Here is a 25,455-nt window from a genome sequence, read left to right on the forward strand (position 1 = left end):
GGTGCCTGTTGAGTGAAAAGTGGGCATAAGGTTAGTGCCGTTTATACTCATTTTCCTGATAGTCGCCAGATTCTATTTTTGCAATGCCTGCCTCTAAAATAGAAATAAACTGACGGGCGACGTCTGTTGTTAGCCACAGCGTCTGTCCCACTTCCGCTTCGTCACGGTTGAGTTGATTTGGGGTCTGGTAGTGCAAACGCAGCATCAGTGCATCGTAGCTATCTACGGTACTGATATCCCAGCCTACAAGCGGATGGGTCTGGATGACTTCGTTATTCTTTTCCATTATAACCCCCTTAATGCGTGTTAGAAGACAACGGCTCTGAGGTTCAATGCATGTTTTTCTGAAAGCTTCTTCAGTATACCAAGTAATAAGGGTTCCAAAGGGAAAAATAAACAGGTAGCAACACATTTTTCTGCTTTTTAGGATTGTTCGAACAATAAAACACCATCTCGTTCACGATTTTTTAAGAACACGCTGAATTAATTTGAACTTTCGAAATTAGAGGCAAAAAAAAGCCGGGGCGACCCGGCAAAAAACACAATGAGGGAGCAGTGTTAATCGGTAATGAACCAGTCGTCTGCGCTTTCCCACGTCTCCTGCAGGATTTCGCTGATGCGATCTTTATCTTCTTTTGCGGCACCCATGACGGAGAGGTTGTTCGCTGCGGCGTAACGCACCGTTACGGCGCCCGCGTTGTCGGGAAAGGTGTTGTTAATACGACGGGATAATTCGCCTGCCAGAGCGTCAAGCGCGCCGGCAGGCAGAACGGTAGTTTTGGCTATGGTGACTTCAATACGCATAAATGCCCCCTGTGTAATATACTGTTTATTTATACAGGCATATTGTCGGTTTGACAACAAGGGGCGTTGATTTTTTAGCGTTTTACCGTCCAGCTTACGGTTTCACCTGCCAGGAAGGGGATCAGCGTGTCATCCGTCAGCGCGATAGACTTCTCAACCTGGCTCGCTTTGCGCTCCAGCTCAATAAAAGTGTCATTGACCGGCAGGCCGTAGAAGCGCGGGCCGTTGAGGGAGCAGAACGCTTCGAAATGTTCCAGCGCGTTTATCTCTTCAAATACGGTTGCGTAGCTGGCAAGCGCCGTTGGGGCGTTGAAACAGCCCGCGCAGCCGCAGCTTGCCTCTTTGCGATGGCGGGCGTGAGGCGCGGAGTCCGTGCCCAGGAACGCACGCGTGAATCCGCTGGCGACCAGCTCGCGCAGCGCCTGCTGGTGAACGTTGCGCTTGAGGATCGGCAGGCAGTAAAGGTGAGGGCGCACTCCGCCCACCAGCATATGGTTACGGTTAAACATCAGATGCTGTGGGGTGATGGTCGCAGCGATCAGCTCGTTACCGTCGCGAACATACTCTGCCGCGTCTTTGGTGGTGATATGCTCAAAGACCACCTTAAGCGCCGGCAGGCGCTGGCGCAGGGGCTCCATCACGGTTTCGATAAAACGGGCTTCACGGTCGAAGATGTCAATCTCCGCATGCGTTACTTCACCGTGTACCAGCAGCGGCATGCCCAGTTTCTGCATGCGCTCCAGCACCGGCATGATGGCATCAATACTGGTGACGCCGTGACTGGAGTTGGTGGTGGCGTTCGCCGGGTAGAGTTTCGCCGCCGTAAATACGCCTTCGTTAAACCCGCGTTCCACTTCGTTCGGATCCAGTGAATCGGTCAGGTAGCAGGTCATCAACGGGGTGAAATCATGTCCCGCCGGAACGGCATCCAGAATGCGCTGACGGTAGGCAATGGCGGCATCGACGGTGGTGACTGGCGGAACCAGGTTTGGCATGACAATCGCGCGGCCATAAATTTCACTGGTATAGGGCACGACGGTTTTCAGCATATCGCCATCGCGCAGATGGATATGCCAGTCGTCTGGGCGGCGGATTTTAAGAACCTGGGGTTGTGCAGTCATGGAAGCTCCGGCTTGTCAGGAATCAGTCATAAGGATGGCTGTTTTTGCCGGACACAAATCATAAGCGGAAACGTTTTCGTTTGCACACTTTTCCGTAAAAAAAAGGGCGCCGCAGCGCCCTTCAGGTTAATCGGTGAAAGGAATAACGATCTCTCCCGGTTTCACCTCTATCCCTTTTGCGTATTTCTTCGCGAGGGCTTCACCCTTGCTGTTGTCTTCGCTTAAGACGTACGCCGGCTGCTGGTTAAAGTAGTTTCGCAGCGACTGGTTCAGATAGGGCATCAGGGTTTGCAGTACCGGCGCCATTTTGTCCGGCGAAACCTGCGCATCGACCACTTCCATCTCCTGCAGGAATATCGCCCCTTTCTCTTTGTTGAAAACGGGGAGCGCCTTCAGCTTGAGCTTGATGTTGGCTTTCTGATTGCCAAAAAGAGACGTCATATCAAGCGCGGCATCGCCTGCGAGAGTGACTTTATTCGGCTCTTCGCGACCAATCTGGCTGGTGAGATTGGTGAGAACGATGTGGGCATCGGCCAGCCCCGGCACGCCAATGTCTTTAGAGAAATTGTTATGTTTTTCCAGCGCCTGATTAATTTCCTGCTCACTGACGGTATATTGCGTAAGCTGGTTACAGCCCACCAGCAGACCGCTGACAACGAATGCCGCGGCTAAGACAATTTTCTTCATAGTGCTCCTCAACGAAAAATCGGCGCTTCTGTCCTGTTACGCCAGTATGTCAGCGTGAATGGGCAGAAACCAGCAGAAAAAACTGAGAAGTGGGGCGGGAGAGGCTCCCGCCCGAGGGAAAGGCTACGCGCCAGGCTCGAGCATGCCGCTCGCGCTGCGCTTCTGGCTGAACTGCCACCACAGGGCGAGAAGCGTCATGATGCCTACCACGCCGAGCATCATCCAGGGGAGTTCCGGCTGGTTCAGCGCTTTGCCGGCATCGAACAGCCAGCCGCCGCCGGCGTAACCCAGCGCACCGCCAAAGGCCAGACCCAGGCGGCTGAAGCCCATATAGCTGCCGCGCGCACGCGCATCCGCAAGCGAGGCGCTCAGCGTTTCGCGGGCGGGCTCGGCGATGATGGAGCCGATATAGAAGGTGCAGATCAGCGTAAAAAGCTGCTGAAGCGTGTTTACCAGACCGATCGGCATCATGCTCAGCGTCATCAGAAACAGGCCTGCCATCAGGCGATGCTCCAGGCGAAAACGCCGTTCACTCCAGCGGGCAATCGGGTAGAGCAGCGTTAATGACAGACAGGCTTCAATGGCGTACATCCATTTTACGGCAGCAGGCGTGCCCGCAATATCGTTCACCATGATTGGCAGCATCAGCATCACCTGTACGGCGAGCATGTAATAGCCGGTCAGGGTCAACACGTAGGTGACAAAACGCCTGTCGCGCAGGACGCGTCCTAGCCCCTCGCGCACCGGGGCTTTTACCGTCGACAGCTTCCAGGCCGGAAGGTAGAGGCCGTTAAACAGGGCGCACAGAATAAACAGCACCGCCCCGGCCGCGCAAACCAGACGGAAATCGTACTGCAGCAGCCAGCTGCCCAGCAGGGCGCCAACAACCGCCCCGGCGCTGTCCTGCATCATCAGAATGGAGAAGAAACGGCCGCGGTGCTGAGGACGAATCAGCTTTACCACCAGCGCGGTGCGCGGCGGGTCAAACAGGGTGCCACCGATACCGGAGAGAAAGCAGGAAAACCACAGCAGCCAGGGCTCGTGGGCGATCGCCATCGTGGCAAAGCCTGCCGCGCGGAGCAGCATCCCGGTAACGATCATCGGTTTAGCGCCGAAGCGGTCAGCGATCGCGCCGCCAAAGACGCCCAGCCCCTGCTGGACAAACTGGCGTAGCCCCAGGGCAATCCCAACCATTAATGCCGCCCAGCCCATTTGATCGACAAAGCGGATCGAGATGAGGGGGAACACGACAAAAAAGCCGAGCACGACCAGCATGTTATCGACGAGCAGGAAATATTTACCCAGGCTCCTGGCCTGTGATACGCGGGACATTTTCCCTCCAGGGAAAATAAGAAGGTGAGCACGCTAACATTCTGCGGTGTCGCCGCGTTTTTTCCCACCCCCGGGCGCGACAATATTTTTTTATCAAAACGGTGCTTTGATAGAGAGTTCTCATCGAAAAATGTGAAAAGAGGTCAAAATGGTATGTCACTGTTTTCACAGACGGCACGGGCGCAGGTATAGTAAAGCTAATGGGTAAGCTGAAGTGACGGGAAGGAGTGGTATTGATGTTTGGCTATCGCAGTAATGTGCCAAAAGTGCGTCTGACAACGGACAGGCTGGTCGTTCGTCTTGTGCATGAGCGTGATGCCTGGCGTCTGGCGGATTATTACGCCGAGAATCGCCAGTTTTTAAAACCCTGGGAACCCGTTCGGGATGAGAGCCATTGTTACCCCTCCGGCTGGCAGGCACGCCTCAGCATGATCGCTGAATTTCATAAGCAGGGCAGCGCGTTTTATTTCGCGCTGCTGGATCCAGAAGAGAAAGAGATTATCGGGATCGCCAATTTTTCAAACGTGGTGCGGGGATCGTTTCACGCCTGCTACCTTGGCTATTCCATCGGCCAGAAATGGCAGGGGCAGGGGCTGATGTACGAGGCGTTAACGGTAGCCATCCGCTATATGCAACGCACGCAGCATATCCATCGCATTATGGCGAACTACATGCCGCATAATCAGCGCAGCGGGAATTTGCTGGCGCGTTTAGGGTTTGAGAAAGAGGGTTATGCCAAAGACTATCTGCTGATAGACGGAGAGTGGCGCGACCACGTTCTGACGGCATTAACCACCCGTGACTGGACCGCAGGTCGTTAAGGAGAAAAGATGAAGTATCAGCTAAACGGTACGGAAGCGCGCGTGATTGGGTGCTTACTCGAAAAACAGGTCACCACGCCGGAGCAGTATCCGCTCTCTGTTAACGCCGTGACCATGGCCTGCAACCAGAAGACCAACCGCGAGCCGGTGATGAATCTCAGCGAGCATGAGGTTCAGGACGTGTTGGATGCGCTGGTGAAGCGCCACTATCTGCGCACCGTCAGCGGCTTCGGCAACCGCGTGACCAAATACGAGCAGCGCTTCTGTAATTCCGAATTTGGCGATCTGAAGCTAAACAGCGCGGAAGTGGCGGTTATTACCACGCTGCTGCTGCGCGGGGCGCAAACGCCGGGGGAACTGCGAACGCGCGCATCCCGAATGCATGAGTTCAGCGACATGCAGGAAGTCGAGCAGACCCTGGAAGGGCTGGCCGCGCGTGAGGATGGCCCTTTCGTGGTGCGCCTGGCGCGCGAGCCGGGTAAACGTGAGAGCCGCTACATGCATCTCTTCAGCGGCGACGTTGACGCCGCAAGCGCGGCGACGGAATCGAGCCCTGCAACCCGTGACGACCTTGCCGCGCGCGTAGAGGCGCTGGAAGACGAGGTGGCCGGGCTGAAACAGCGTCTGGATGCACTGCTGGCACATTTGGGAGACTAACGGTGAAAAAATTACGCATTGGCGTGGTGGGGCTGGGCGGTATTGCGCAGAAAGCCTGGCTGCCCGTATTGGGCGCTGCGTCTGACTGGACGCTGCAAGGGGCATGGTCACCCACCCGAGAAAAGGCAGAACGTATCTGTGAAACCTGGCGTATCCCGTATGCGGCATCGCTCCAGGATCTGGCCCGCGAGTGCGATGCGGTCTTTGTGCATACCTCAACGGCAACCCACTATCAGGTGGTGAGCGAGTTGCTCAATGCGGGGGTTCACGTCTGCGTGGATAAACCGCTGGCGGAAAATGTTCAGGACGCCGAACGGCTGATTGAGCTGGCGGCACGTAAAAAACTAACGCTGATGGTCGGTTTCAACCGCCGCTTCGCGCCGCTTTACCAGCAGCTGAAGGCGCAGTCCGGCAATATGGCCTCGCTGCGCATGGATAAGCACCGCACCGACAGCGTGGGACCAAACGATCTGCGCTTTACCCTTCTCGATGACTACCTCCACGTGGTGGACACCGCGCTGTGGCTGACTAACGGCGAAGCGTTGCTGAAAAGCGGCACTCTTGTCACCAACGAACAGGGGCAGATGGTGTATGCGGAACACCATTTTGCCGTTGAGCATCTTCAGGTCACCACCAGCATGCACCGCCGCGCGGGCAGCCAGCGGGAATCCGTGCAGGCGGTAACCGACGGCGCGCTGTACGACGTTACCGACATGCGTGAATGGCGGGAAGAGAAGGGCGGCGGCGTGGTGATGCAGCCGGTCCCCGGCTGGCAAAGCACTCTGGAGCAACGAGGTTTCGCAGGATGTGCCCGCCACTTTATCACCTGCGTGCAAAATCAGACGGTTCCTGAAACGTCCGGCGAGCAGGCCATTCTGGCTCAGCGCATTGTGGAACGGCTCTGGCGCGAGGCCATGAGTGAATAACTCGCTGTAACATCTGCGGATAGTAATTCGTTGAAATCCGGTTAGACTAAGCGCCGCTTGTTGGCTTTGCCGGGTGGCGCTTGTGCGTTCCCGGTCTATAAATCCGTATGGTTCTGGAAATTCACGTTAATGAACTTATTAAAATCGCTGGCGGCCGTCAGCTCGATGACCATGTTCTCTCGCGTTCTCGGTTTTGCGCGCGATGCCATTGTGGCAAGGGTCTTTGGTGCAGGGATGGCAACGGACGCCTTTTTCGTGGCGTTCAAGCTGCCGAACCTGCTGCGTCGCATTTTTGCTGAAGGGGCGTTCTCCCAGGCGTTTGTGCCCATTCTGGCGGAATATAAAAGCAAGCAGGGTGAAGACGCGACGCGCGTGTTTGTCTCTTATGTCTCCGGGTTGCTGACGCTGGCGCTGGCCGTGGTGACGGTAGTCGGTATGCTGGCCGCGCCCTGGGTCATTATGGTGACCGCGCCCGGCTTTGCCGACACGGCGGATAAATTTGCCCTGACCTCGCAGCTTCTGCGCATTACCTTCCCCTATATTCTGCTGATCTCGCTGGCCTCGCTGGTGGGGGCGATCCTGAACACCTGGAACCGCTTCTCCGTTCCGGCGTTTGCGCCGACGTTTCTCAACGTCAGCATGATCGGTTTTGCGCTGTTCGCCGCGCCGCACTTCAACCCGCCGGTGCTGGCCCTGGCCTGGGCGGTCACCGTGGGCGGCGTGCTGCAGCTGGCTTATCAACTGCCGCATCTGAAGAAAATCGGCATGCTGGTGCTGCCGCGCATCAACCTGAAAGATGCCGGGGCGATGCGCGTTATCAAGCAGATGGGGCCCGCCATTCTTGGCGTCTCCGTCAGCCAGATCTCGCTGATTATCAACACCATTTTTGCCTCTTTCTTGGTGTCGGGTTCCGTCTCGTGGATGTACTACGCTGACCGCCTGATGGAGTTCCCGTCCGGCGTGCTGGGCGTGGCGCTGGGGACCATCCTGCTGCCGTCGCTGTCGAAAAGCTTTGCCAGCGGCAACCATGACGAATACTGCCGCCTGATGGACTGGGGCCTGCGTCTCTGCTTCCTGCTGGCCCTGCCAAGCGCGGTAGCGCTGGGGATCCTCGCCAAGCCGCTGACGGTGTCGCTGTTCCAGTACGGGAAATTCACCGCGTTTGACGCCGCGATGACCCAGCGAGCGCTGGTCGCTTACTCGGTGGGATTGATGGGGCTGATTGTCGTCAAAGTGCTGGCGCCGGGGTTCTATTCGCGTCAAGACATTAAAACGCCGGTGAAAATTGCCATTGTGACGCTGATTATGACGCAGCTGATGAACCTGGCATTTATCGGCCCGCTGAAGCATGCCGGCTTGTCGCTGTCTATTGGTCTGGCGGCCTGTCTGAATGCCGGGCTGCTTTACTGGCAGCTGCGCAAGCAGGATATCTTTACGCCGCAGCCGGGGTGGGCAAGTTTCCTCGTGCGTTTGGTCGTGGCGGTGCTGGTGATGTCTGCGGCACTCTTCGGGATGATGTACGTCATGCCGGAGTGGTCTCTGGGTACGATGCCTTATCGTCTGATGCGGCTGATGGCCGTGGTGGGCGTTGGGGTGGTAGCGTATTTTGCCACGCTCGCCGTGCTGGGCTTCAAAGTGAAAGAGTTTACCCGCCGGACGGCATAAACGCCAAAAGGGGAGTTCACCTCAGGGTGCTCCCCATTGCATGATTTGTCGCTTACGCGTCAAATCGAAATCTTTTTTACACCCGCAATACGTGCCGTCGCCGTCTGACCATCCGCGCCGTACAGTCCGGTTTCTTTATGCGGCTTCAGCACCTCAAGCGCCTGCTGATTACGCTCTATCTGGCCTTCAAGCAGCCAGCCGTTATGCTGGTTGAGATCGCGCAGATGCTGGGTTTTTTCGGTAATGGTCTGCCAGCGCTCGGCAATATCGTCATTGGCGCTGCGCTTCGAGTCCTGCTCGGCGCGGCGCTGCTGCTCCAGATAATCCAGCGTGGCCAGCAGCGAACTCTTATCTTCAGTAATACGCTGCAGCGCGCTGCCGTTAATGTGACCGGAAGAGAGATGCTGTTGTTCAGCATCCATTACCGTTTTCAGGTCGTTCAGGACAACCGTCATTTGATCCAGTATTTCTGACAGTCGACTCATACGGTTAGTTACTCTGTAAGAAACTCTGTGCTTCCTGAATCAGGGCATCAGCGATTTTGCTGGTGTCCATTTTCAGCTCACCGTTGCGAATAGCCGTTTTCAGCGCTTCAACACGTTCCATATTGATATCGTTGCTGCCTGGCTGCATCAGTTTTGCCTGGGCATCGCTCAGGGTCACGCTGGTGCTGTTAGACGTTGACGGTTTTTCCAGACGCGTTTTCTGAGGGGTAGCGTCGTTCGTTTCGCGAGGCTGTACAGCGCTTACCGGCTTCAGGGCTGATGTACGATCAATGCTCATAGTGTTGTCCTCATCGAGGGTTCGCGGCGTTTGCGCCTGACATCATCATTAGTGGAATATTTATCGGCACGCGCCGCGAAATCTTTAAAAAGATTATAGGTTAATCAGAATATTCCCATCAGAATCGACGGTTCCGCTCACCACCTGGCCTGAGGACATTCTGACGCGGGCGTTTTGCGCTACCGCGGCATTGTTCAACGCTTTCCCTTCACTGTTGATGCTAAAGCCGTCTCCGTTGGCAACGACCATCACCTGCTGTCCCGCTTTGACACGCCACGCCTGGCGCAGCATGGAGAGCTGAATCGGCTGGCCCGGCGCGACATCGCGCAGGCTGACGGCGTCCTGTGCCTGGTTAATGTCCAGCATTGTCCGCGGCGGGAGCTGATCCAGACGCCCGCGCTTTAACGTCACGCTGTTTGCCTGCAGGGCGCTGCCACGCACAATGGGTACGGCGGCGACAACATAATTGCCCGTCGCCTGAACTGCAACCTGTAAATAGCGTTTTTCGTTGGCGCAGCGTGCCAGGACGTTCACATTGCCCCACAGCTTCGTGGTCCCCGTCACGCTGAACGACGGTTGCTCGCAGGTCGGATACAGATTCGGCGGCGTGCGGATGGTCACGTTAACGTCATCGCTAAAGCCCGCCAGCTTCTGGGCAAAAAAATTCGTCAGCGCATCCTGTAAATCCTCGGCATTCACCAGAGGGCTAAACAGCAAGAAGGTTGCCATCAGGCCACGTTTTAACGTTTGCATCGCAAGTTCCACCGTTTCCAGAGTTGGATGAATTCTACCTGCAGTGGTTTTGCATCAACGGAATAAATAGCGACGCATTTTGTGCTTATTCCGTCGATAGGGGAGACCGGGTGAGATTTAAGCTGTGAACTGAAATTTTGCCATCAGCGGAGGAGACATGCTCGATAAACTCGACGCCGCGTTACGTTTTCAGCAGGAAGCGCTCAATTTACGCGCCCAGCGGCAGGAGATTTTAGCCGCCAACATCGCTAACGCCGATACGCCCGGGTATCAGGCGCGCGATATTGATTTTTCCAGTGAGCTCAAAAAGGTGATGGAGCGTGGACGTGCCGAAGGAACCGGTGTTGCACTCGCCATGACATCCTCTCGCCATATTCCCGCTCAGGCGATGACCGCGCCAGCGACCGATTTACTTTATCGCATCCCTGACCAGCCTTCACTCGACGGTAACACCGTGGATATGGACCGGGAGCGTACGCAGTTTGCCGATAACAGCCTGAAATACCAGACGGGCCTGACCGTACTCGGCGGACAAATCAAAGGCATGATGAACGTCCTGCAGGGGGGCAACTGATAAATGGCCTTGCTGAATATTTTTGATATCGCCGGCTCGGCGTTAACCGCCCAGTCCAAACGTCTGAACGTGGCCGCCAGTAACCTGGCGAACGCCGACAGCGTGACCGGACCTGACGGACAGCCTTATCGTGCCAAACAGGTTGTGTTTCAGGTCGACGCTGCGCCAGGCGCGGCGACGGGCGGCGTGAAGGTGTCTGACGTGGTTGAGAGCCAGGCGCCGGACAAGCTGGTGTATGAGCCAGGTAACCCGCTCGCGGACGCTAACGGATACGTGAAGATGCCAAACGTGGATGTGGTGGGTGAGATGGTGAACTCCATGTCGGCGTCCCGTAGCTACCAGGCGAACGTCGAAGTGCTTAATACCGTGAAGAGCATGATGCTCAAAACACTCACTCTCGGCCAGTAAAGGAGACATGCATGTCCATCGCCGTAAATGTGAATGATCCGACGAACACGGGTGTTAACAACACCAAAAGTTCGACAAGCTCCAGCTCCCTGACGGGAAGCAATGCCTCCGATTTGCAGAGCAGTTTTCTGACGCTGCTGGTGGCGCAGCTTAAGAACCAGGATCCGACTAACCCAATGCAGAACAACGAACTGACCACGCAGCTTGCGCAGATCAGTACCGTGAGCGGCATTGAGAAACTGAACACCACCCTCGGTTCCGTCTCCGGTCAGATTAACAGCGCTCAGTCCCTGCAGGCGGCAAGCCTGATTGGTCACGGTGTGATGATCCCGGGGACCACGATCCTGGCGGGCACCAGCACCACCGACGGTACATCGACCACCACCACTACGCCGTTCGGCGTTGAATTGCAGCAGGCGGCTGACAAAGTGACGGCGACGATCACCGACTCAACCGGCGCCGTGGTTCGCACCATCGACATCGGCGAGCTGAAAGCGGGCGTTCACACCTTTACCTGGGACGGCAGCCTGACCGACGGCACGAAAGCACCAAATGGCTCCTACAAAGTCGCGATTAGCGCCAGCAACGGGACGACCCAGCTGGTGGCGCAGCCGCTGCAGTTCGCGCTGGTTCAGGGCGTGATTAAAGGGGGCGACGGCAACAAACTGGATTTGGGTACTTCCGGTACCACCACACTCGACGAAGTTCGGCAGATTATCTAAGCCTTAACACTTATCAGGAGTAAGTCATGGCCTTTTCTCAAGCGGTCAGCGGCCTGAATGCTGCGGCCACCAACCTGGACGTCATTGGCAACAACATCGCCAACTCCGCGACCTATGGTTTCAAATCCGGTTCTGCGTCTTTTGCAGATATGTTTGCCGGTTCCAAAGTGGGTCTGGGCGTAAAAGTTGCGGGCATCACTCAGGACTTTACCGACGGTACCACCACCAACACCGGTCGTGGCCTGGACGTTGCCATCAGCCAGAACGGTTTCTTCCGTATGGTCGATGCAAACGGCTCGGTGTTCTACAGCCGTAACGGCCAGTTCAAGCTGGACGAAAACCGTAACCTGGTGAACATGCAGGGGATGCAATTAACGGGATATCCGGTTGCCGGAACGCCATCAACGGTTCAGACCGGTGCGAATCCACAGGCGATTAATATCCCGACCACGCTGATGGCCGCGAAGTCCACCACCACGGCTTCCCAGCAGATTAACCTCAACTCCACCGATGCCGCACCAACCGCCGCCTTCGATCCGGCCAACCCGGACACCTACAACAAAAAAGGTACGGTAACCGTCTTTGATAGCCAGGGTAATGCGCACAACATGAACCTGTTTTACGTCAAAGATGCGACCCCGGCCAACTCCTGGAAAGTGTATGCCCAGGACGGCAGCGTGGCAGGCAGCCCGGCGGCAGTGGCCACGACCTTGACCTTCGATAATAACGGTACGTTGATCGGGGGTGGAAACATCAACATCACTACCGCGACTATCCCAGGTGCGGACCCGGCGACCTTCGCGATGAGTTTTGCTAACTCCATGCAGCAGAACACCGGTGCGAACAATATCGTGGCGACCAACCAGAACGGCTTCAAGCCGGGCGACCTGGTGAGCTATCAGATTAACGATGACGGCACCGTCGTCGGGAACTACTCCAACGAGCAGACTCAGGTGCTGGGCCAGATCGTGCTGGCAAACTTCGCCAACAACGAAGGTCTGAAATCTGAAGGCGATAACGTCTGGTCGGCTACCCAGTCCTCCGGCGTGGCGCTGCTGGGCACCGCGGGCTCCGGTAACTTCGGCACGCTGACCAACGGCGCGCTGGAAGCCTCTAACGTGGACCTGAGTAAAGAACTGGTGAACATGATTGTCGCGCAGCGTAACTATCAGTCGAACGCGCAGACCATCAAGACCCAGGATCAGATCCTCAACACGCTGGTTAACCTGCGTTAAGCGGCTAACAGGAAAGCGCAATGGATCACGCAATATATACCGCGATGGGCGCGGCAAGTCAGACGCTCACCCAGCAGGCCGTTACCGCCAGCAATCTGGCAAACGCCTCTACGCCGGGCTTTCGCGCGCAGCTGAATGCGCTGCGCGCGGTGCCGGTGGAAGGGCTCTCCCTGCCGACCCGTACGCTGGTGGCGGCATCCACCCCGGGCGCAGACATGACGCCAGGGCAGATGGATTACACCTCACGCCCGCTGGACGTTGCTCTGCAGCAGGACGGCTGGCTGGCGGTGCAAACGGCGGACGGTGGCGAAGGCTATACCCGTAACGGGAATATCCAGGTCAGCGCGACCGGCCAGCTGACGATTCAGGGGCATCCGGTGATGGGTGAAGCGGGCCCGCTGACCGTGCCGGAAGGCTCTGAGCTGACCATCGCCGCGGACGGCACCATCTCGGCGCTGAACCCGGGCGATCCGGCCAACACCGTTGCCCCCGTCGGGCGTCTGAAGCTGGTCAAAGCGGAAGGCAAAGAGGTGCAGCGCGGCGACGACGGCATGTTCCGTCTGACCCAGGCAGCTCAGGCTACCCGTGGTGCCACTTTACAGGCCGATCCGAGCATCCGCGTGATGTCCGGCGTTCTGGAAGGCAGCAACGTTAAGCCGGTAGCCGCTATGAGCGACATGATCGCCAGCGCCCGTCGTTTTGAAATGCAGATGAAAATTATCAGCAGCGTGGACGAAAACGCGGGCAAGGCTAACCAACTTCTGTCGATGAGTTAACAGGACTCTTTATGATCAGTTCTTTATGGATCGCGAAAACTGGCCTGGACGCGCAGCAAACCAACATGGATGTGATTGCCAACAACCTGGCAAACGTGAGCACCAATGGTTTCAAGCGTCAGCGCGCCGTTTTCGAAGATTTGCTTTATCAAACCATCCGCCAGCCGGGCGCGCAGTCTTCTGAACAGACGACGCTGCCGTCAGGCCTGCAGATCGGTACCGGCGTTCGCCCGGTGGCGACCGAGCGTCTGCACAGCCAGGGCAACCTGTCTCAGACCAACAACAGCAAAGACGTGGCGATCAAAGGCCAGGGCTTCTTCCAGGTGCAGTTGCCTGACGGGACCTCTGCCTACACCCGTGACGGTTCCTTCCAGGTCGATCAGAACGGTCAGCTGGTGACGGCGGGCGGTTTCCAGGTTCAGCCTGCGATCACCATTCCGGCGAACGCCCTGAGCATTACCATCGGCCGCGACGGCATCGTGAGCGTGACCCAGCAGGGGCAGGCCGCGCCGGTCCAGGTCGGCCAGCTCAACCTGACCACCTTCATGAACGATACCGGTCTGGAAAGCATTGGTGAGAACCTCTACACCGAAACGCAATCCTCCGGTACGCCAAATGAAAGTACGCCAGGCCTGAACGGTGCCGGTCTGCTGTATCAGGGGTATGTTGAAACCTCCAACGTGAACGTGGCGGAAGAGCTGGTGAATATGATCCAGGTCCAGCGCGCGTATGAAATTAACAGTAAAGCAGTCTCGACGACCGATCAGATGCTGCAGAAACTGACGCAACTCTAAGGTGTAGTCCGGTGCGGTAAACCCCGCACCGGCTCCCTGTTTTCGAAGATGAAGGCAATGCAAAAAAACGCGGCGTTTCGTTATCCGATACTGACTGTTCTGGCCGTCACCCTCAGCGGGTGCGCTTTGATCCCGTCTAAACCATTGGTCCAGGGTGCGACGACTGCCCAACCCGTTCCTGGCCCTGCGCCAGTTGTAAACGGCTCCATTTTCCAGACCGCGCAGCCGATTAACTACGGCTATCAGCCGCTGTTTGAAGATCGCCGCCCGCGTAATGTCGGCGATACATTGACCATTGTGCTGCAGGAAAACGTCAGCGCGAGCAAGAGCTCGTCGGCGAACGCCAGCCGCGATGGCAAAACCAATTTTGGCTTTGACACCGTTCCACGCTATCTGCAGGGCCTGTTCGGCAATGCCCGTGCGGATGTTGAGGCCTCCGGCGGCAACACCTTTAACGGTAAAGGTGGCGCGAACGCCAGCAACACCTTCAGCGGTACGCTGACGGTCACGGTTGACCAGGTGCTGGTTAACGGCAATTTACACGTCGTGGGTGAAAAACAGATCGCCATTAACCAGGGCACTGAATTCATTCGCTTCTCGGGCGTGGTGAATCCACGCACCATCAGCGGCACCAACACCGTTCCGTCCACCCAGGTGGCGGATGCGCGCATTGAGTACGTCGGTAACGGCTACATTAATGAAGCGCAGAATATGGGTTGGCTGCAGCGCTTCTTCCTTAATTTATCGCCGATGTAAGCGAGGTGACCCATGTTTAAATCGATCTTCGCCGCGGCGCTGGTTCTTGTCGCAACGTTTGCCCAGGCCGACCGCATTCGCGATCTCACCAGCGTTCAGGGCGTCCGCGGGAACTCGCTGATTGGCTATGGCCTGGTGGTGGGGCTGGACGGTACCGGTGACCAGACCACCCAGACGCCGTTTACCACCCAAAGCTTAAACAACATGCTTTCCCAGCTCGGCATTACCGTGCCGGCGGGAACCAACATGCAGCTGAAAAACGTGGCCGCGGTTATGGTCACTGCCTCCTACCCGGCGTTTGCGCGCCAGGGGCAGACCATTGACGTGGTGGTCTCCTCAATGGGTAACGCCAAAAGCCTGCGCGGCGGTACGCTGCTGATGACCCCGCTGAAAGGCGTCGACAGCCAGGTCTACGCGCTGGCGCAGGGGAACATCCTGGTCGGCGGGGCAGGCGCATCCGCTGGCGGAAGCAGCGTCCAGGTGAACCAGCTGAACGGCGGGCGCATCACCAACGGTGCGATCATCGAGCGTGAACTGCCGACCCAGTTTGGCGCGGGCAACACCATCAACCTGCAGCTGAATAATGAAGACTTCACGATGGCGCAGCAGATTGCCGACACCATCAACCGCAGCTATGGCAATGCCACGGCACTGGATGCGCGTACCGTGCAGATCCGCACCTCCACCGGCAGCAGCAACCAGGTGCGCATGCTGGCGGATATCCAGAATCTGGAAGTGAACGTGCCGGTGCAGGATGCCAAAGTGATCATCAACTCCCGTACGGGCTCCGTGGTGATGAACCGGGAAGTGTCGCTGGATAGCTGTGCCGTGGCGCAGGGTAACCTGTCGGTGACGGTTAACCGTTCCGCCAACGTCAGCCAGCCGGATACACCATTTGGTGGCGGCCAGACGGTAGTGACGCCGCAAACGCAGATTGATTTACGCCAGAGCGGCGGTTCCCTGCAGAGCGTGCGCTCCAGCGCCAACCTGAACAGCGTGGTACGTGCCCTGAACGCCCTGGGCGCGACGCCGATGGATCTGATGTCCATTCTGCAATCGATGCAAAGCGCGGGCTGCCTGCGCGCCAAACTGGAAATCATCTAATGTTGACCGATAGCAAACTGTTGACCAGTGCCGCCTGGGACGCCCAGTCGCTCAACGAACTGAAAGCCAAAGCAGGTAAAGACCCGGCGGCGAATATCCGCCCGGTTGCCCGCCAGGTGGAAGGGATGTTTGTACAGATGATGCTGAAGAGCATGCGCGAAACCCTGCCGAAAGACGGGATGTTCAGCAGCGATTCAACGCGTCTTTATACCAGCATGTATGACCAGCAGATTGCGCAGCAGATGACCGCCGGTAAAGGCCTCGGTCTGGCTGACATGATTGTCAAACAGACCGCCGCCGCACAGGGTGTTCAGCCAGAAGAGCAGCCGCCGCAGGTGCCGATGAAGTTCGACCTCGAAACGGTGACCAGTTATCAGAACCAGGCGCTGACGCAGATGGTGCGTAAAGCGATACCGAAGGCAACGGGCAGCGGCGACGAGGCGCTCTCCGGTGACAGCAAAGACTTCCTGGCGCAGCTTTCTCTTCCGGCACGGCTTGCCAGTGAACAGAGCGGCGTGCCTCACCACCTGATTCTGGCCCAGGCCGCGCTGGAGTCGGGCTGGGGCCAGCGCCAGATCCGCAAGGAAAACGGCGACCCGAGCTTCAACATCTTCGGCGTGAAGGCCACCTCCAGCTGGAAGGGGCCGACCACCGAGATCACGACTACGGAATACGAGAACGGCGCGGCGGTGAAGGTGAAAGCCAAATTCCGCGTTTACAGCTCGTATCTGGAAGCGTTGTCTGACTATGTAGGCCTGCTGAGCCGAAATCCGCGTTATACCGCCGTTACGCAGGCGGCAACGGCGGAGCAGGGCGCTCAGGCCCTGCAAAACGCGGGCTACGCAACCGACCCGAACTACGCGCGCAAGCTCACCAGCATGATCCAGCAGCTGAAATCGATGGGCGAGAAGGTCAGCAAAGCCTATAGCACAGATATCGAAAATCTGTTCTGAAAGTTCTCAAGTCCCGGTGGAGGTTGCCGATAACCTTCATCAGGACTCGTGTCTGAACGTATAAAAGGAACCCCCATGTCCAGTTTGATTAACAGCGCCATGAGTGGCCTCAGTGCCGCGCAGTCGGCACTCAATACCGTCAGTAATAATATTTCAAGCTATAACGTGGCAGGTTACACCCGCCAGACGACGGTGCTGGGTGCATCTAACAGCACGCTGACCGGCGGTGGCTGGGTGGGTAACGGGGTGTATGTCTCCGGTGTCCAGCGTGAATATGACGCTTTCATCACCAACCAGCTGCGCGCCGCGCAGACCCAGAGCAGCGGCCTGACCACGCGCTATCAGCAGATGTCAAAAATTGACGATGTGCTCTCCGATACCACCAACTCGCTTTCCACCACCCTGCAGGATTTCTTTAAGAGCCTGCAAACGCTGGTGAGCAACGCGGAAGATCCGGCCGCGCGCCAGACAGTGCTGGGAAAAGCGGATGGTCTGGTTAACCAGTTTAAAACTAACGATCAGTATCTTCGCGACCAGGATTCGCAGGTGAATACCGCGATTTCAACCAGCGTGTCGCAGATCAACAACTACGCCAAACAGATTGCCAACCTGAACGATCAGATCTCCCGTCTGACCGGCGTTGGCGCGGGCGCATCCCCGAATGATTTGCTCGACCAGCGCGATCAGCTCGTCACTGAGCTGAACAAAATCGTGGGCGTGGAAGTCTCTGTGCAGGATAGCGGCACGTATAACATCTCTTTCGGCAACGGTTACAGCCTTGTGCAGGGCAGCAAAGCTAACCAGCTGGCGGCCGTGAAGTCCAGCGCCGATCCGTCCCGTACCACTATTGCCTACGTTGATGACGTGGTGGGTAATGTCGAGATCCCGGAAAAGATGATCACGACCGGTTCGCTAGGCGGTTTGCTGACCTTCCGTGCTGAAGATCTGGATAAGGCCCGTAACACCCTGAACCAGATGGCGCTGGCCTTTGCTGATGCGATGAACAAACAGCATGAGGCCGGCTTTGATGCCAATGGCGATGCGGGCGGTAAGCTGTTCGACTTTGGTTCTCCGGCCGTGCTTTCCAACAGCAAGAATAGCGGCACGGCGGCGGTCACTGCCACCGTTGCGGACAGTACCAAAGTACAGGCAACGGACTATACGCTGCAGTTTAACGGCACCGACTGGACCATCACCCGTGCCTCGGACAAGACCAGCTTTACAATGAGCCCGGATGCCAGCGGTAATCTGTCGTTTGATGGCCTCAACGTGAACGTCAGCGGTTCGGCAAATACTAAAGACAGCTTTACCGTGAAGCCCGTGTCCGATGTCATCATGAATATGAAATTGTCCATCAGCGACGAGTCCAAACTGGCCATGGCTGCGGCACAGGACGGCGGCGAAAGTGACAACCGCAACGGGCAGAAAATGCTCGATCTGCAAAACAGCAAAGTGGTTGGCGGAAACAAAACTTTCAACGATGCGTACGCCTCGCTCGTCAGCACCGTCGGGAGCACCACTGCCTCACTGAAGGTGAGCAGCCAGACAAAAGCCAACGTGGAAACGCAGTTAACCAAGCAGCAGCAGAGCATCTCCGGGGTCAACCTCGACGAAGAGTATGGCAACCTGCAGCGGTATCAGCAGTACTACCTCGCCAACGCGCAGGTGCTTCAGACTGCCAGTACGCTCTTTGATGCAATTATCAACATTCGTTAAGGCTGAGGTGAAAAATGCGTATTAGCACCCAGATGATGTACGAGCAGAACATGCGTGGGATCACCGATTCCCAGAGCAAATGGCTGAGCTACGGTGAGCAAATGTCGACCGGTAAGCGCGTCAACCGTCCGTCGGACGATCCTATCGCGGCTTCGCAGTCCATTGTGCTGTCACAATCTCAGTCACAAAACAGCCAGTTTGCGTTAGCGCGTACCTTTGCAACGCAGAAGGTCTCGCTGGAAGATAACGTGCTGGCCCAGGTGAATACTGCGTTATCAAGCGTGCGTGAGAAGCTGGTCTATGCGTCTAACGGCACGTTAAGCGATGACGACCGTCTCTCTCTGGCGACCGATATCCAGGGGATCCGCGACCAGCTGATGAACCTGGCTAACACCACGGACGGCAACGGTCGTTTTATCTTTGCGGGATACAAAACCGAGACCGCGCCGTTTGATGCCGCAACCGGCACCTACAATGGTGGTACTGAGGCGATTACGCAGCAGGTTGATACGGCGCGAAACATGGCAATCAGCCATACCGGCCAGCAGATCTTCGAGAGCATTACCAGTAATGCGCAAGAGCTGCCGGGCGGGGGCTATGGCGACACCAACATGTTTAAAATCCTGGACTCTGCCATTGCGTCGCTGAAAACGCCGATTGAGAACGATCCGGCCGCCGCCGCCGCGCAAAGCCAGGTGATTTCCAACGCGCAAATCGGCATCAAAAACTCTCAGAACAATGTCCTGACGGTTGTTGCGGATGTGGGAACGAAGATGAACGAGCTGGAAAAACTCGATACGCTGGGCGATGACCGCGCGCTGGGTCAGACCAAGCAGATGAGCGACCTGGTTGATGTCGACTGGAACGAAGCGATCTCCTCTTACACCATGCAGCAGGCGGCCCTGCAGGCCTCTTATAAAGCGTTTAGCGATATGCAGGGCATGTCTCTGTTCCAGCTGAACAAATAACATCTTGACCTCTTGGAACATGTCTTGAAACTGGGCATGTTTTACTGCCCAATCCGTCTGGATTGGGCATTTTTTTTATGCCATTTCTGCTGGTGCCGAGGCGACCCGCGCGCTTTCAATCATACGGATTGCCAGCGCAATGATGCCGCAGACCGTTGCCAGCGCAACCACGCCCGTCCAGCCAGCCAGCGTGTAAATATTGCTGCCTAACGCGGAACCCAAAGCCATTCCGATAAAGATCACGGTAAAGAGCAGGGCGTTCAGACGACCCCGCGCCTGTGGCTCAAGGCTGTAAACCAGATTCTGGTGCGCGACCAGGCTGGACTGCAGGCCCAGATCGAACCCGATAGCAGAGACGGCAATCAGAATCAGCTGTCCGTGAACTCCCAGGGCGGGCATCAGGAACATCAGGGCAAACGAGACGGTCACAAGGACGGCACCAAGCTGCGTGACTTTCCCGGCACCCAGTTTATCCGCCAGACCGCCCGCCAGCGGGGCTGCCAACGCACCGGCTGCACCTGCGATACCAAAACCACCGGCGACGGCACTCCCGAGGTGATAGCGTTCCAGCAGCATGAGCGCAAGCGTAGACCAGAAGGCGCTAAAGGCTATCGACAGAAAACCCTGGGCCAGCGCGGCACGGCGCAGAGCGGGATAGCGACGCCACAGATGTTCCATCGAGCGCAGCAGAGCGGGATAGCTCAGCGTGGAGTGAACGGCGAAACGAGGGAGTACGGCCCACATTACCACGCCGATAAACGCAATACTTCCCGCAGCCAGCTGATACATCACGCGCCAGCCAAATGCTTCGCCCACCACGCCGCTGACGGTTCGGGAGAGCAAAATGCCCAGCAGCAGACCGGTCATCACCGTACCCACGGTTTTCCCCTGTTTGCCTTCCGGCGCAAGGATCGCCGCAGCCGGGACAATATCCTGCGCCATGGTGGCGGCCATGCCGATGAGCAGGCTTGCCAGCAGCAGGGAGTGGATCTGTCCGGTCAGGCTACAGCCCAGCAGGAACAGCGCCAGGGCCGCGCTCTTTATCAGGATTAACGTTCTGCGGTCGTGGCGATCGCCGAGTGGCAGCAGGAACAGGATCCCTAAGGCATATCCCGCCTGGGTGAGGGTCGGGACCAGGCCCATTCCTTCGATACTCAGGTGAAGGTCGGCGCCAATCAGAGGCAGCAGAGGCTGGGCATAATAGATGGATGCCACGCTGAAGCCTGCACCGAGCGCCAGCATTAAGATTACCCAGCGGCTTACGGCATGGGCGGCGGTTGTTGTATTCATAAGACGTTCCTCATTCATCGTGTGAGGCTATTTTTCATCAGTACGCCTTGCGGCGGTAGCGGGCGCGGTGGTAAAACGCTTATACGCTGAACGTATAGATGAAAAGTAAATGAAAAGAGCTGAGCGTATAGACAGGGTAGAGCTAATGCGGACGTTTGTCCGCATTGTGGAGGCGGGTTCCCTTTCTGCGGCGGCACGGCAGCTGGACACCACCCAGGCCACGGTGAGCAGGCGGCTGCAGTCGCTTGAGACAATGCTGGGCGTGCGTCTGATGTTGCGCACCACCCACACGACGCGGCTGACGGATGACGGGGAGCGCTGCTATCAGCATGCCCGTCGGGTAATTGACAGCTGGCTGGCGCTGGAAGATGAGGTGGGGCAGACGGAAGATGAACCTGTAGGCGTGCTGCGAGTGCGGGCGCCGCATGCGTTTGGTCAGGATCAGCTCCTGAAACCACTAACCGAATTTCTACAGCGTTATCCGCAGCTTTCTATTGAGTGGATGCTCAACGATCGGTCGGCAGATTTTCTGGGCGACAACCTTGACTGCGCTATTCGGGTGGGAATGGAAGTCGACCCGGCGACCGTGTCCGTGCTGCTGGCCGAAGTGCCGCGCTCGGTGGTGGCTTCTCCGGCATTGCTGGACCGCTTTCCGACGGTTAACGCCCCGGAGGATTTGCAGCAGCTTCCCTGGATTGCCATTAGCTCTTTCTACCAGCGCCATGTGGAGCTTTTTCACGAGGCATCATCCGCCACCGCGCGCGTGATAATTACCCCACGCCTGAGCACTGACAGTCTGTATGTCGCACGCAATACGGCACTCACCGGTCTTGGCGTGGCGGTAGTATCCAGCTGGACGGTACAGGATGATATCCGGGAAGGTCGGCTGGTACATTTGCTGCCAGAGTGGCAGCCGGCGGCGTTACCGGTGCATCTGGTTTACCCCTGGTCCCGGTATTATCCTGCGCGCTTGCGGCGATTTCTGGAGCTAATGCGGCAGATCATGCCGGAGGTCACCGGGATGAGAAAGCCCGTGCAGCAGCCATAAAAAAAGCCGACCCGAAGGTCGGCTTTTTACTTTCTGCGTCGTTATTCGACAGACTGTGGACGCGTCGCTGGTGCAGTCGCCTGATGCGTTGCACTGTGACCGCCTGCAGCGCCTTTACCGTCAAAGCTGAACGCCGGGCGAACCCAGTCGCTGTGACGCGGTGCTTCAGGCACATACTCTGGTGCCGGAGCGCGCGTCATCGGCGCTGTCGCAACGTGAGCAGGCGCAGGAGCGGTAACAACCTTAACCGGCTCTGGCTCCACTTCAGGCGCTTTCGCTTCTTCAACAACCGGTTCAACCTGAATCTCAACGTCCTGAACGATTTCTTCAGTGGTGGTTTCTACGACGGTTTCAGCGGCTTCTTCCACTGCGGCTACAGGTTCAGCCTCTTCAGCGACTTCCTCAGCCACCACGACATCATCTTCGGCGATAATCTGCGGTGCGGCATCAACCGGCGCGGCAATCACTTCAGGATGGGTGGTTTCGACGTCCACTGCGTGTGGTTCTGCTGCTTCAACAACCTGAGGTTCAACCACGGTTGCTGCTTCGGTCACAGCATCTTCAACCGCGGCTACAGGAGCAATCACCTCTTCGGTCACAGCCTGCTCTTCAACAGCCTGCTCCAGGCGTGCGACCGGATAACGGATCCAGACTTTGCCGGATGCCATTTCTGGTGACGCGCACGCCACGGTCAACGGCATTGGAGACTGAGTCGGATAACGCTCGTCACGGTAGCGACGACGACGCTGGCCACTCACGCGCAGATGACGCGGAGAACGGCGGGAGCGACGCGGCATACCTGCGTTGTCACGGTTTTCACCGTTTTCATCCTGCTCAACGTTATTGTCCACGACGGCTGGCAGGTCAACTTTTGCAACCTGCGTGCCTGTTGCGGTTTCTGCCGCTTCAGCCGCAACTACGGTGGTTTCTTCTACCGGAGCCGCACCAACGCGCACTTTCTGTGACAGCTGGCGCTGCTTACGACGAGGCATCACCTGAGTACGTTCTTCCTGCTCGCCGTCCTGCTGCTCAACGGGCTCTTCGCGGTTCAGGCTTTTAACTTCCTGCTGCGCCTGACGCTTCTCGTCGTTACGACGACGGTTGCGTTCGCGGCGTGGCTGCTGCTCGTCGCGCTGTTTGCTCTTCTCGGACTCATCGCCCGCCTGCTGGCGAATTTCACGATCTTCAACATTCTGCTGCTGTTTCTCGCGACGGTTGCGACGGTTGTCTTCGCGCTGCTCACGGCCTTCGTTATTGTCTGAACGGCTGTCACGACGCTCGTTACGGTCGCTGCGGTCGTTACGATCGCGGCGGTTGTTCTGACGCTTGCGACGGTCCTGCTGACGTTCAGGTTTGGCTGCTTTAGGTTCTTCTTTCGGCTGCTCTGGCTGAACTTCTTCACCCGCAAACATCTTCTTCAGCGCGCCGAAGAAGCGGCTCAGCAGACCCGGTTGCGCCGGCTGGGCTTTCACTGACGTTGCTTCTGGTTTCTGCGCCGCCGGTTTGGCTGCAGGTTTTTCCAGCGCCGCTTCCGGTGGTGCTTCAGGCATAATGAAGGTCGCTAACGCAGGCTGCTCTGGGAGTTTGCGCTCGGCAGGTTCTTCATCGGAAGGCAGCGCCATCTCTTCTTCATGCAGCTTCGGCAGCAGGTAGCTGAGGGTGCTGGTCTCTTCGCCCTTACGGACACGCAGCACGTGATAGTGCGGGGTTTCCATCTGGTCGTTTGGAACGATGATGCAGCGAACGCCGCCCTGACGCGCTTCGATTGCGCTGACCGCTGCACGTTTTTCGTTCAGCAGGTAGGAGGCAATCGGCACAGGCACAATGGCGTGAACCTCTTTGGTGTTCTCTTTCAGCGCTTCTTCTTCAATCAGACGCAGGATAGAGAGAGACAGAGATTCATTATCACGCACGGTACCGGTGCCGGAGCAGCGCGGGCAGACGTGATGGCTGGACTCACCCAGCGACGGGCTCAGACGCTGGCGGGACATCTCCAGCAGGCCGAAGCGCGAGATGTGGCTAATCTGGATACGCGCACGATCCTGACGCACCGCTTCACGCAGGCGGTTTTCAACCGCGCGCTGGTGGCGAACAGGGGTCATGTCGATGAAGTCGATAACAATCAGACCGCCCAGGTCGCGCAGGCGGAGCTGGCGGGCGATTTCATCAGCGGCTTCAAGGTTGGTGTTGAAGGCCGTCTCTTCGATGTCCCCGCCGCGGGTTGCACGCGCGGAGTTGATGTCGATAGCGGTCAGCGCTTCGGTGGTATCGATAACGATAGAACCGCCAGACGGCAGGCGCACTTCACGCTGGAAGGCGGACTCGATCTGGGATTCGATCTGATAGTGGCTGAACAGCGGGATTTCACCGGTGTACAGTTTAATTTTGCTGGTGAAATCCGGACGACCCAGCGCGGCGATGTGCTGGCGAGCCAGCTCAAGCACTTTCGGGTTATCGATCAGAATCTCACCGATGTCCTGACGCAGGTAATCACGGAAGGCACGCACGATAACGTTGCTTTCCTGGTGGATCAGGAACGGAGCAGGGCGGCTTTCTGCGGCTTTCTGGATAGCTTCCCAGTGCTTCAGACGGAAGCTCAGGTCCCACTGCAGCGCTTCGGCAGATTTGCCCACGCCCGCGGTACGCACGATAAGCCCCATGCCATCCGGCAGCTCAAGGCTTGCCAGCGCTTCTTTCAGTTCGGTACGGTCATCACCTTCGATACGGCGAGAGATGCCCCCCGCGCGCGGGTTGTTTGGCATCAGCACCAGATAGCTCCCCGCCAGGCTGATAAAGGTGGTCAGTGCGGCACCCTTGTTGCCGCGCTCTTCTTTATCGATCTGAACGATAACTTCCTGACCTTCACGCAGAACATCTTTGATGTTTGGGCGGCCATGGGCGTTGTAGTTTGCAGGGAAATATTCGCGGGCGATTTCTTTCAGAGGGAGGAAACCATGACGCTCAGCACCGTAATCGACAAATGCAGCTTCAAGGCTTGGTTCAATGCGGGTGATTTTACCTTTGTAAATGTTCGCTTTTTTCTGTTCGTGTCCAGGACTTTCGATATCCAGATCGTACAGGCGCTGCCCATCCACAAGGGCGACACGCAACTCTTCTTGCTGAGTTGCGTTGATTAACATTCTTTTCATCGTAACTTACTCGTTATTCTTACATTGACGACAAAGCTGCGGGCAAGGTGACGCTTTCCGGGGTATGAACCGATGGCCTCGTGTCTGTTCACGTCGCCAACCTCACGGTTGTCGCTCGCTTAAGAGGCGCAGAGTGTCGGTTGCCTGTATTTCATACGGAAACACAGCGCAATTATCAGGGGAATTGCCTGGGTAGAACTCTCCAGAGAACAATCCTTATACCGGGAAGTACTGCAACCCGCAGCCCGCTAACTGCCTGAAAGATCAATACGTCTTACGCCATTGCTGCGTGGATGATCGGTCAGACAAAATTGGTCATTCCGTCGACATCCTTACAAAACCCGGATTTAACGCGGAAAACAGCCCCATTATTCCACTGCTCGCCGGGTTATAGCAAGATGACTTTTACCAAT

General features: G+C 57.2%; 26 protein-coding genes. 16 read left to right on the forward strand and 10 right to left on the reverse strand.

All coding sequences use genetic code 11. From position 1 onward, the window contains the following. Positions 1-31: 31 nt before the first annotated feature. The 5 genes from bssS to mdtH form a co-directional block, all read right to left on the reverse strand. Positions 32-286, reverse strand: a complete 255-nt coding sequence (gene bssS / locus IM313_RS19475) for a biofilm formation regulator BssS (protein WP_023299782.1) — start codon at positions 284-286, stop codon at positions 32-34. Positions 287-558: 272 nt separating this feature from the next. Continuing rightward, positions 559-804, reverse strand: a complete 246-nt coding sequence (gene dinI / locus IM313_RS19480; protein WP_028012694.1) for a DNA damage-inducible protein I — start codon at positions 802-804, stop codon at positions 559-561. A gap of 74 nt (positions 805-878) precedes the next feature. Continuing rightward, complete coding sequence (pyrC, locus tag IM313_RS19485; RefSeq protein WP_192970900.1) at positions 879-1,925, reverse strand: dihydroorotase; 1,047 nt, start codon at positions 1,923-1,925, stop codon at positions 879-881. Between the two features lie 126 nt (positions 1,926-2,051). Then, the gene (locus IM313_RS19490) at positions 2,052-2,612 is read right to left on the reverse strand and encodes a lipoprotein (protein WP_028012696.1); all 561 of its coding nucleotides are present in this window, start codon (positions 2,610-2,612) and stop codon (positions 2,052-2,054) included. Between the two features lie 123 nt (positions 2,613-2,735). Next, positions 2,736-3,944, reverse strand: a complete 1,209-nt coding sequence (gene mdtH, locus IM313_RS19495) for a multidrug efflux MFS transporter MdtH (protein WP_045630086.1) — start codon at positions 3,942-3,944, stop codon at positions 2,736-2,738. A 236-nt stretch (positions 3,945-4,180) separates the two neighbouring features. Between mdtH and rimJ the strand changes: the two genes are divergently transcribed. From rimJ to murJ, 4 genes are all read left to right on the forward strand, one after another. Continuing rightward, the gene (gene rimJ / locus IM313_RS19500; RefSeq protein WP_013097146.1) at positions 4,181-4,765 is read left to right on the forward strand and encodes a ribosomal protein S5-alanine N-acetyltransferase; all 585 of its coding nucleotides are present in this window, start codon (positions 4,181-4,183) and stop codon (positions 4,763-4,765) included. Between the two features lie 9 nt (positions 4,766-4,774). Then, entirely contained in the window at positions 4,775-5,422 is a 648-nt protein-coding gene (locus IM313_RS19505) for a YceH family protein (protein WP_192970901.1), read from the forward strand. A gap of 2 nt (positions 5,423-5,424) precedes the next feature. Continuing rightward, entirely contained in the window at positions 5,425-6,348 is a 924-nt protein-coding gene (locus tag IM313_RS19510; RefSeq protein WP_047368281.1) for a Gfo/Idh/MocA family protein, read from the forward strand. A 129-nt stretch (positions 6,349-6,477) separates the two neighbouring features. Then, a complete protein-coding gene (murJ, locus tag IM313_RS19515) occupies positions 6,478-8,013 on the forward strand; it encodes a murein biosynthesis integral membrane protein MurJ (RefSeq protein WP_049000004.1) in 1,536 nt (511 codons plus the stop codon). A 59-nt stretch (positions 8,014-8,072) separates the two neighbouring features. Here murJ and flgN read toward each other — a convergent pair whose 3' ends face one another. From flgN to flgA, 3 genes are all read right to left on the reverse strand, one after another. Beyond that, on the reverse strand, positions 8,073-8,498 hold the full coding sequence (gene flgN / locus IM313_RS19520; protein ID WP_028012701.1) for a flagella biosynthesis chaperone FlgN: 426 nt from the start codon (positions 8,496-8,498) through the stop codon (positions 8,073-8,075). A 4-nt stretch (positions 8,499-8,502) separates the two neighbouring features. Continuing rightward, positions 8,503-8,796: a flagellar biosynthesis anti-sigma factor FlgM gene (flgM, locus tag IM313_RS19525; protein WP_014883360.1), complete on the reverse strand. Its 294-nt coding sequence runs from the start codon at positions 8,794-8,796 to the stop codon at positions 8,503-8,505. 93 nt (positions 8,797-8,889) lie between these two features. Beyond that, positions 8,890-9,549 carry a flagellar basal body P-ring formation chaperone FlgA gene (flgA, locus tag IM313_RS19530; RefSeq protein ID WP_192970902.1) on the reverse strand — a complete coding sequence of 220 codons (660 nt, stop codon included), beginning with the start codon at positions 9,547-9,549 and terminating at the stop codon, positions 8,890-8,892. Between the two features lie 157 nt (positions 9,550-9,706). Here flgA and flgB point away from each other — a divergent pair, with 157 nt between their 5' ends. The 11 genes from flgB (at position 9,707) to flgL (ending at position 19,555) form a co-directional block, all read left to right on the forward strand. Beyond that, positions 9,707-10,123, forward strand: coding sequence for a flagellar basal body rod protein FlgB (gene flgB / locus IM313_RS19535; protein WP_008500815.1), 417 nt, complete (start codon positions 9,707-9,709; stop codon positions 10,121-10,123). 3 nt (positions 10,124-10,126) lie between these two features. Then, complete coding sequence (gene flgC / locus IM313_RS19540) at positions 10,127-10,531, forward strand: flagellar basal body rod protein FlgC (RefSeq protein WP_013097138.1); 405 nt, start codon at positions 10,127-10,129, stop codon at positions 10,529-10,531. Between the two features lie 11 nt (positions 10,532-10,542). Beyond that, complete coding sequence (gene flgD / locus IM313_RS19545; RefSeq protein WP_041910524.1) at positions 10,543-11,253, forward strand: flagellar hook assembly protein FlgD; 711 nt, start codon at positions 10,543-10,545, stop codon at positions 11,251-11,253. Positions 11,254-11,279: 26 nt separating this feature from the next. Then, on the forward strand, positions 11,280-12,488 hold the full coding sequence (gene flgE, locus IM313_RS19550) for a flagellar hook protein FlgE (protein ID WP_049000002.1): 1,209 nt from the start codon (positions 11,280-11,282) through the stop codon (positions 12,486-12,488). Positions 12,489-12,508: 20 nt separating this feature from the next. Then, the gene (locus IM313_RS19555) at positions 12,509-13,264 is read left to right on the forward strand and encodes a flagellar basal body rod protein FlgF (protein ID WP_049000001.1); all 756 of its coding nucleotides are present in this window, start codon (positions 12,509-12,511) and stop codon (positions 13,262-13,264) included. 11 nt (positions 13,265-13,275) lie between these two features. Next, positions 13,276-14,058: a flagellar basal-body rod protein FlgG gene (flgG, locus tag IM313_RS19560; RefSeq protein ID WP_000625853.1), complete on the forward strand. Its 783-nt coding sequence runs from the start codon at positions 13,276-13,278 to the stop codon at positions 14,056-14,058. A 57-nt stretch (positions 14,059-14,115) separates the two neighbouring features. Continuing rightward, positions 14,116-14,814 carry a flagellar basal body L-ring protein FlgH gene (gene flgH, locus IM313_RS19565; protein ID WP_023311139.1) on the forward strand — a complete coding sequence of 233 codons (699 nt, stop codon included), beginning with the start codon at positions 14,116-14,118 and terminating at the stop codon, positions 14,812-14,814. Between the two features lie 12 nt (positions 14,815-14,826). Next, positions 14,827-15,918, forward strand: coding sequence for a flagellar basal body P-ring protein FlgI (locus IM313_RS19570; protein ID WP_028012706.1), 1,092 nt, complete (start codon positions 14,827-14,829; stop codon positions 15,916-15,918). Further along, complete coding sequence (gene flgJ / locus IM313_RS19575) at positions 15,918-16,871, forward strand: flagellar assembly peptidoglycan hydrolase FlgJ (RefSeq protein ID WP_041910522.1); 954 nt, start codon at positions 15,918-15,920, stop codon at positions 16,869-16,871. Before IM313_RS19570 ends, flgJ begins: the two co-directional genes overlap by 1 nt. A 75-nt stretch (positions 16,872-16,946) precedes the next feature. Beyond that, positions 16,947-18,587 carry a flagellar hook-associated protein FlgK gene (gene flgK, locus IM313_RS19580; RefSeq protein ID WP_048999998.1) on the forward strand — a complete coding sequence of 547 codons (1,641 nt, stop codon included), beginning with the start codon at positions 16,947-16,949 and terminating at the stop codon, positions 18,585-18,587. A gap of 14 nt (positions 18,588-18,601) precedes the next feature. After that, a complete protein-coding gene (flgL, locus tag IM313_RS19585) occupies positions 18,602-19,555 on the forward strand; it encodes a flagellar hook-associated protein FlgL (RefSeq protein ID WP_048999996.1) in 954 nt (317 codons plus the stop codon). Between the two features lie 75 nt (positions 19,556-19,630). On the opposite strand, the gene IM313_RS19590 is transcribed toward flgL, so the two are convergent. Beyond that, entirely contained in the window at positions 19,631-20,845 is a 1,215-nt protein-coding gene (locus tag IM313_RS19590; protein WP_192970904.1) for an MFS transporter, read from the reverse strand. Positions 20,846-20,954: 109 nt separating this feature from the next. Between IM313_RS19590 and IM313_RS19595 the strand changes: the two genes are divergently transcribed. Further along, positions 20,955-21,893 (forward strand): LysR family transcriptional regulator, encoded by a 939-nt coding sequence (locus tag IM313_RS19595; protein WP_048960926.1) that lies wholly within the window; start codon positions 20,955-20,957, stop codon positions 21,891-21,893. 41 nt (positions 21,894-21,934) lie between these two features. Here IM313_RS19595 and rne read toward each other — a convergent pair whose 3' ends face one another. Continuing rightward, a complete protein-coding gene (gene rne / locus IM313_RS19600; protein ID WP_192970905.1) occupies positions 21,935-25,042 on the reverse strand; it encodes a ribonuclease E in 3,108 nt (1,035 codons plus the stop codon). Between the last annotated feature and the right edge of the window lie 413 nt (positions 25,043-25,455).

It is taken from the genome of Enterobacter cloacae complex sp. P2B (genome assembly GCF_014895985.1).
GTDB classification, from domain to species: domain Bacteria; phylum Pseudomonadota; class Gammaproteobacteria; order Enterobacterales; family Enterobacteriaceae; genus Enterobacter; species Enterobacter bugandensis.